Annotated in this window: 5 protein-coding genes; 4 read left to right on the top strand and 1 reads right to left on the bottom strand. The window is 67.6% G+C overall.

Going from position 1 to position 6,394, the window contains the following annotated elements:
* From ACFOD9_RS10320 to ACFOD9_RS10310, 3 genes are all read left to right on the top strand, one after another.
* Window positions 1-1,994, top strand: a 1,994-nt coding sequence (locus tag ACFOD9_RS10320; protein WP_379510033.1) for a YadA family autotransporter adhesin, incomplete at its 5' end; no start/stop codon positions are given.
* A 371-nt stretch (window positions 1,995-2,365) separates the two neighbouring features.
* Window positions 2,366-3,154, top strand: coding sequence for a hypothetical protein (locus ACFOD9_RS10315; protein WP_379510032.1), 789 nt, complete (start codon window positions 2,366-2,368; stop codon window positions 3,152-3,154).
* A complete protein-coding gene (locus tag ACFOD9_RS10310) occupies window positions 3,154-3,972 on the top strand; it encodes a sulfotransferase family protein (RefSeq protein ID WP_379510031.1) in 819 nt (272 codons plus the stop codon). The genes ACFOD9_RS10315 and ACFOD9_RS10310 overlap by 1 nt, the downstream gene beginning before the upstream one ends.
* A gap of 84 nt (window positions 3,973-4,056) precedes the next feature.
* Here the strand turns inward: ACFOD9_RS10310 and ACFOD9_RS10305 are convergent, their stop codons facing one another.
* Entirely contained in the window at window positions 4,057-4,899 is an 843-nt protein-coding gene (locus tag ACFOD9_RS10305; RefSeq protein WP_379510030.1) for an FkbM family methyltransferase, read from the bottom strand.
* A gap of 205 nt (window positions 4,900-5,104) precedes the next feature.
* Here ACFOD9_RS10305 and ribB point away from each other — a divergent pair, with 205 nt between their 5' ends.
* The gene (ribB, locus tag ACFOD9_RS10300) at window positions 5,105-6,385 is read left to right on the top strand and encodes a 3,4-dihydroxy-2-butanone-4-phosphate synthase (protein ID WP_379510029.1); all 1,281 of its coding nucleotides are present in this window, start codon (window positions 5,105-5,107) and stop codon (window positions 6,383-6,385) included.
* The last annotated feature ends 9 nt before the right edge of the window (window positions 6,386-6,394 follow it).

Genomic DNA, 6,394 nt, shown 5'->3' with positions numbered 1-6,394 from the left:
CCGCCGGCACCAACGCCACCGCCGCGGGCTCCTCGGCCCTGGCTTCGGGCGCCGACGCCACGGCTTCGGGTTCGAACGCCCAGGCGCTCGGCTCCAACGCCACGGCAACCGGTACTTCGGCCCTGGCCAACGGCAACTTCGCCACGGCCACCGGTGACAGCGCCAAGGCCCTGGGCGTGACCGCTACGGCAACCGGTAGCCTCGCGGTTGCCAATGGCCTGAATGCCACGGCAACCGGCGTCCAGGCCAACGCGGTCGGCACCAATGCCACGGCAACTGGCGTGCTCGCCAACGCCAGCGGCACCTCAGCCACGGCCTCGGGTGATCGCGCCAGCGCCAGCGGCAACAACGCCACGGCAACCGGCGTTCTGGCCAACGCGGCCGGCACCAACGCAACGGCAACTGGCGCCAGCGCCATCGCCGGCGGCAACAACGCCACGGCAACCGGCGTCCAGGCCAACGCGGCGGGTGCCAACGCCACGGCAACCGGCTCCAGCGCCCTCGCCAGCGGCACTTCGGCCACGGCTTCGGGTGATCGCGCCAGCGCCAGTGGCAACAACGCCACGGCCACCGGCGTCAGCGCCAACGCGGCCGGCACCAACGCCACGGCAACCGGCGCCAGCGCCATCGCCGGCGGCAACAACGCCACGGCAACCGGCGTCCAGGCCAACGCGGCGGGTGCCAACGCCACGGCAACCGGCGCCAGCGCTCTCGCCAGCGGCACCAATGCCACGGCCGCGGGCTCCAGTGCCCTGGCCAGCGGTCTCTCGGCCACGGCGGTCGGTGATCGTGCCGGCGCCACCGGCAACAACGCCACGGCGGTTGGCGTACTCGCCAACGCTTCGGGCGCCAATGCCACGGCCACCGGTGTCAGTGCCCTGGCCAATGGTACGGCGGCTTCGGCGGTCGGCGCCAACGCCAACGCCACTGGCGCCAATGCCTCGGCGTTCGGTCCGAGCTCGCTGGCCTTCGGTGCCAGTGCGACGGCCCTTGGCTTCCAGTCCAATGCGACTGGTGCGGCGGCCACGGCCTCCGGCTTCGCCTCGGTTGCCAATGGCGCCAACGCCACGGCCACCGGTGCCAACGCCACGGCCACCGGGGCTTCGGCCACGGCCACCGGCTTCTCGGCCACTGCGGCGGGTGCTTCGGCTCTCGCCCTGGGTGACCGGGCCACGGCCACCGGTGCCAACGCTTCGGCGGGCGGTAGCCTGGCGCTTGCCACGGGTGCCAATGCCACGTCCTTCGGTGTCCTTGCCAATGCCAACGGCACCAATGCCACGGCCCTCGGTGTCCAGGCTCTGGCCAACGGCACCAACGCCACGGCCGGCGGTGCCGGTGCCCGGGCGCTGGGTACCCAGGCGATCGCCTTCGGCAACAACGCCATCGCCAACGCGAACACGGCCTCGGCCTTCGGTTCGACGGCAAACGCCAATGCCGAGCAGTCGACCGCGGTCGGCTTCGCGGCCACGGCTATCGCCACCGGGTCGACGGCGGTGGGCTACAACTCGCGGGCCAACAACCCGAACGACGTTGCCCTGGGCTCCAACTCGATCACCGCTCCCTCGAACCCGACCAGCGGGGCGACGGTCGATGGCTGGGGCTTCAGCAACTTCCCGGGCAACAACCCGCAGAGCGTGGTGTCGGTCGGCTCGCAGGGCGCCGAGCGCCAGATCACCAATGTCGCTGCCGGCCGGATCAATCCGACCAGCACGGATGCGGTGAATGGCGGCCAGGTGTTCTGGATCACCGACACGCTGAGCCGCAAGCTCAGCGCGGGCATCGCCTCGGCCATGTCGATGGCGGCCATGCCGTCGCCGACCGAGCCGGGTGCCTGGATGTTCAGCGGCGGCTTCGGTTACTGGCACGGGCAGAGCGGCTACTCGCTCGGCCTCGCCAAGACCACCGACGACGGCAAGTGGAGCTTCCGCGCCAGCGGCACGCTCGACAGCCAGGGCACTGCGGGCGCCGCGGCGGGCTTCGGCATCCAGTTCTGATAACTGGCCGAACCCTGCCGGCCCGCACGGGCTGAAGATCGCGATCCCCGGGTGCACCACGCACCCGGGGATCGCTCTTTGGGGCCAGACTAATCAGGCCCAGGCGAGTCCGGCTTTTGATGGCCCGGCGTTCCCGGCCTGGCCGGAGCGGCCAGCCGCCGAGCCGGCGCGCCGATCGCGCCCAGTCTCACCTGCCCCCGCCGTCCCGCTTGTCCGGTCCCGGGCGACGGCTGCGGTCGTCGGCGCGATTCCGGTGGTCAAGGCCATTGCCGCTTAAGCAATTGCCGGTAAGACTACCCTCCGGAATGCCGGACAGACTTTGGCCAGCCGGGTAACCCGTGGCCACGAAACTGATAAAGGAAGGGGAATTCATGCTTCCCGATGAAGCTCTGAAGTCGATGCACGTGCTGATCGCCACGCCGTGCTACATCTCGGCGGTCTCGATGAACTACGTGACCAGCATTTTCCGGTTCGGCATGGCTGCCAACAAGTTCGGCCTGCAGACCACGCTGCATATGCATTCGGAAAGCCTCGTCACCCGCGGGCGCAACGAGATGGTCCGGTTCTTCCTCGAACACGAGGAATTCACCCACCTGTTGTGGATCGACTCCGATATCGAGTTCCAGCCGCGCGATGCCTTCCGCCTGCTGCTGTCCGATCTCGATGTCGCCGCCGGCATCTATCCGATCAAGAACCTCAACTGGCCGGCCGAGGGCATTCCCGAGCCGATGACGCTCGACGAATATGTCGTGCGCCACGCCACCTACCCGTTCAACCCGGTGGGTCTCTGGGAGGAACCGGTCCTGCCGCGCGTCACGGCCGACGAATTCATCGAGGTGGCCGAAGCGCCGACCGGGTTCATGTGCATCAAGCGCGACGTGTTCCGCCGCATGATCGAACACTATCCCGAGCTCAACTACATCCCCGAAGGTGCCGACAAGCGCGAGAAGTCGCACCTTTACTGGCTGTTCTTCGATTGCATGGTTGAACCGGAAACCAAGCGCTACCTCTCGGAAGACTATGCCTTCTGCCGCCGCTGGCGTGACATGGGCGGCAAGGTCCATGCCGATTTCCAGTCCGATCTCGGCCACCTCGGGCAATATATGTATCGCGGCCCGCTCGGGCGCTCGATGCGCCGCCGCGAGGGCGCTGACTATTGATGCGGCGGTTCTTCTTCATCTCGGGACTGCCGCGCTCGGGATCGACCCTGCTCGGCGCGATCCTGCGGCAGAACCCCGAGGTGCACGCCGGCATGACCAGCCCGGTGTTCAGCCTGGTCAATGCGCTGCTTCCTCGGCTCAGCGGCGGCGAATTCGCCTCGATGTACACCGACGCGGAGCGCCGGGCGATCCTGCGCGGCCTGTTTGACAGCTATTACATCGCCCGGCCCGAACCGCTGATCTTCGATACCAACCGCAGTTGGACCCAAAAGCTGCCGGTCCTGCTCGAACTGTTCCCCGATGCCCGGCTGGTCTGCCTCGTCCGGCCGATCGGCGAGATCCTGCAAAGCTTCGAACACCAGTACCTGAGGAACCCGCTCCAGGTCTCCCAGATCGTCAACCGCGATCCCGACACCTCGGCCTATACCCGCAGCGACCAGTTGATGTTCGCCAATGGCCTGATCGGCCTGGCGCTCAACGGACTCAAGGAAGCCTTCTACGGCGCGGCAAGCGATCGGCTGATGCTGGTGTCGTACCAGTCGCTCGTCAGTGCGCCGGCCGAAGTGATCGCCGCGATCTATCGCTTCTGCGCGATTGCGCCGTTCGCCCATGATTTTGCCGGCCTGTCCTATTCGGCCAACGAATTCGACAGCCAGATAGGGGCGCCCGGCCTCCACGACGTGCGCCAGCAGGTCGAGCCGCGCCAGCTCACGGCAACCCTGCCGCCCGATATCCTCGCCCGCCATGGCGGGCCAGCCTTCTGGCAAACCGACGGTCCGCTGTCCCGCGCCGATTGCACCTGGGCCGCCAACGGCTGACCACCCCGCCGCCAGCCCGATCTGCCGCAAACCCGCCCCGCCCAAACCCGGCCAGAGGCCGGGCGGGCCTGGCGCCATGCGGCCTCAGGGAAAGCTAACGCGGATCGGGATGCCGGCGGCCAGATCAGCCTCGGCCCGACCGATCGGCTTGAGGTCCGGCTGCGGCCGCCCCTCGGCCACGAACACCAGGTTGATATCGTAGTCGCGCTCCAGGACACCGGGTTTGGGAAGCGGATCGCCCTTGGCATAGCGGCTGCTGACGAACCAGTAGCCGCGGTAGCCCATGGCCCCGATCAAGGCGGCCAGGCCATCGATCCGGTCGGCCCCGCCCGGCTCGACGAAGATTGCCGGCCGGTGCCGCGCGATCAGGGCGCGCGCGCCTTCCAGCACGTCCATCTCGTGGCCCTCGGCATCGATCTTCAACAGGTCCACCCGCTCCAGCCCCTCGAGCGCGGGATCACTGTCGAGCGAGACGATCTCGACTCCTTCGGTCACGACCGGGGCGCCATAGGCCCCCTCGGTGCTGAAGCCACTGCCGATCGAGAACGAACCATAGTTCCACGGCTGGTCATAGGCGCTGGTCTCGATCGCGATCCGGCCCGGGGCGCGCCCCACCGCGGCCCGCCGGGCCTCGACATTGAGCAGGTTGTTGAGCGCCAGGTTGGCGCACAGCACGTGGAAGATCGGGCGCTGCGGCTCGTAGCAGACCAGCTTGCCGCCCGCGCACATCCTGGCCAGCGGCACCGCGTGCATCCCGATATTGGCTCCCACTTCGATGCAGACCCCGCCCCGCTCGGGCAGGAGGCTGCGGAACAGGTCCACCTCCACATCGCACCAGTGGCCGAGCCGGTCCACGTATCCGCTGATCATGTCGCCTTCGATGAGCAGGAACCTGCCGCGGCGGCAATCCTTGATGAATGTCTTCACGCCGTGGTTCCTTGGGCTCCCCGGGTTCCCCACGCGACTATGACCGTTAGCAGACCCGGTTTCCAGCCCGTTCAACCCAAAGTTCTCGAGGGACACCTCTCTCCCCCATTGCGCCGACCAGCATGGCACATTCAGAAACACATTAGCCACATTTCACTGTGCCGTCCACTTGCGGAATGTGTATCCCCATGGTATCGGGGCGCTCATGTCCACGATCGAACGCGTCCGCGCCCTCGTCACCTCCGGCCAGATGACCCGCGCCGGCCTTGCCCGCGCCGCCGGGCTTCACGCCAACACCCTGCGCGATTGCGCCGAGGCGGACTGGAACCCCACGGCGGAAACCCTGGGCAAGCTGGAGCGCTTCCTGCTCTCGAACGACGATACCCCGGTGCTCGTGCCGATCGAGGAAATCATCGACGAGGCCCGCAACGGCCGGATGTTCATCCTGGTCGACGACGAGGACCGGGAAAACGAAGGCGATCTGGTCATCCCGGCGCAGATGGCCACCCCCTCGGCGGTCAACTTCATGGCCACGCACGGCCGCGGCCTGATCTGCCTCACCCTCACCGGCGAACGCTGCGAGCAGCTCGGTCTCGAACTGATGAGCCGCAACAACGGCACCCGCCACGAAACCGCCTTCACCGTCTCGATCGAGGCGCGCGAAGGGGTCACCACCGGCATTTCCGCAGGCGATCGCGCCCGCACGATCAGCGTGGCGATCGATGGCACCAAGGGCCGCGACGATATCGTCACCCCCGGCCATGTCTTCCCGCTGCGTGCCAAGGCGGGCGGCGTTCTGGTCCGCGCCGGCCATACCGAGGCCGCGGTCGATATCTCGCGCCTCGCCGGCCTCAATCCCTCGGGCGTGATCTGCGAGATCATGCGCGAGGATGGCACCATGGCCCGGATGGATGATCTGGTCGCCTTCGCCCGGATGCACGATCTCAAGATCGGCACGATCCGCGATCTCATCGCCTATCGCCGCAAACACGATCGCATGGTCGAGAAGCGCTCCGAGCTGGCCTTCACCAGCATCTGGGGCGGCGAATGGCGAGCGATCACCTTCTTCAACCGCGCCACCGGCGACGAGACCCTGGCCCTGGTCAAGGGCCGCATCGAGGCCGACCAGCCCACCCTGGTGCGGATGCACAGCATCTCGATCTATGCCGACGTACTGGGCGAGGCTGGGCCGCGCGCGGGAATCCTTGGCCGGGCGATGCAATTGATCGCCGATGCCGGCAGCGGCGTGATCGTGACCATCAACCGCCCCGCACCCGGATCGATCAGCCGGGCGATGGAAATCAAGCAGCAGGTCCGGGCCGGCATGGAGCCGCCGATCGAGGAACTGCGCGATTATGGCGTGGGCGCGCAGATCCTGGCCGAGCTTGGCATCCACGACATGATCCTGCTCACCAACAGCCACCACTCGCTGATCGCGCTCGAAGGCTATGGCCTGTCGATCGTCGGCGAACGCCGGATCGACTGACCTTTTCCC

This window comes from Novosphingobium bradum, assembly GCF_042646485.1.
GTDB lineage: Bacteria > Pseudomonadota > Alphaproteobacteria > Sphingomonadales > Sphingomonadaceae > Novosphingobium > Novosphingobium bradum.
The sequence above is the reverse complement of the archived record's forward strand: the minus strand, read 5'-3'. Positions and strand labels throughout refer to the sequence as shown.